The organism is Streptomyces chisholmiae (assembly GCF_031845445.1).
Classification (GTDB): Bacteria; Actinomycetota; Actinomycetes; order Streptomycetales; family Streptomycetaceae; genus Streptomyces; species Streptomyces chisholmiae.
The window spans coordinates 1-443 of sequence record NZ_JAVREO010000209.1 but is presented as its reverse complement, the minus strand read 5'-3'; the positions used below and the strand labels follow the sequence as shown (position 1 = coordinate 443).

Sequence of the window (443 nt, the reverse complement as noted above, 5' to 3'; positions counted from 1 at the left end):
TCGACAAACGTCCGGCATCCGTTTACGTTTCGCGTGGACGACGTGCTCTCCGTGAGTTGTCCCCACATCGGACGGGCCCGCGTCGATCAGGGTTCTCTGTCCACACGAAACGTAAACGGGTCGAGGCTCGAAGAGACGATGCGGCACGCGGAGAATGTCACCGGTATGTCACTCGCTCTCTCGGCTCGCTGGGTCTTTCCAGTCAACGGCCCGCCCTTGGCGCGAGGCGTCGTTGTCGTCGACGGGTCGCAAATTACTGCCGTCTTGCCGGCGGGGGAGCGGGCAGCCGATGTCGACTTCGGCAACGCCGCGATTTTGCCGGGGCTCGTCAATGCTCATACGCATCTCGACCTTTCCGACGCCGCGGGCAAGTGTCCGCCGACGCCCGATTTTTCGCAGTGGCTGCGCCGGGTCGTCGCTCATCGCCGCGGGCAGACGGATGT

1 protein-coding gene is annotated in these 443 nt (G+C 64.1%); it reads left to right on the top strand.

Going from position 1 to position 443, the window contains the following annotated elements; all coding sequences use genetic code 11:
- Nucleotides 1–33 precede the first annotated feature (33 nt).
- The coding region (locus tag RM844_RS32845; protein ID WP_449657339.1) for an amidohydrolase family protein at nucleotides 34–443 on the top strand (410 nt) is incomplete at its 3' end.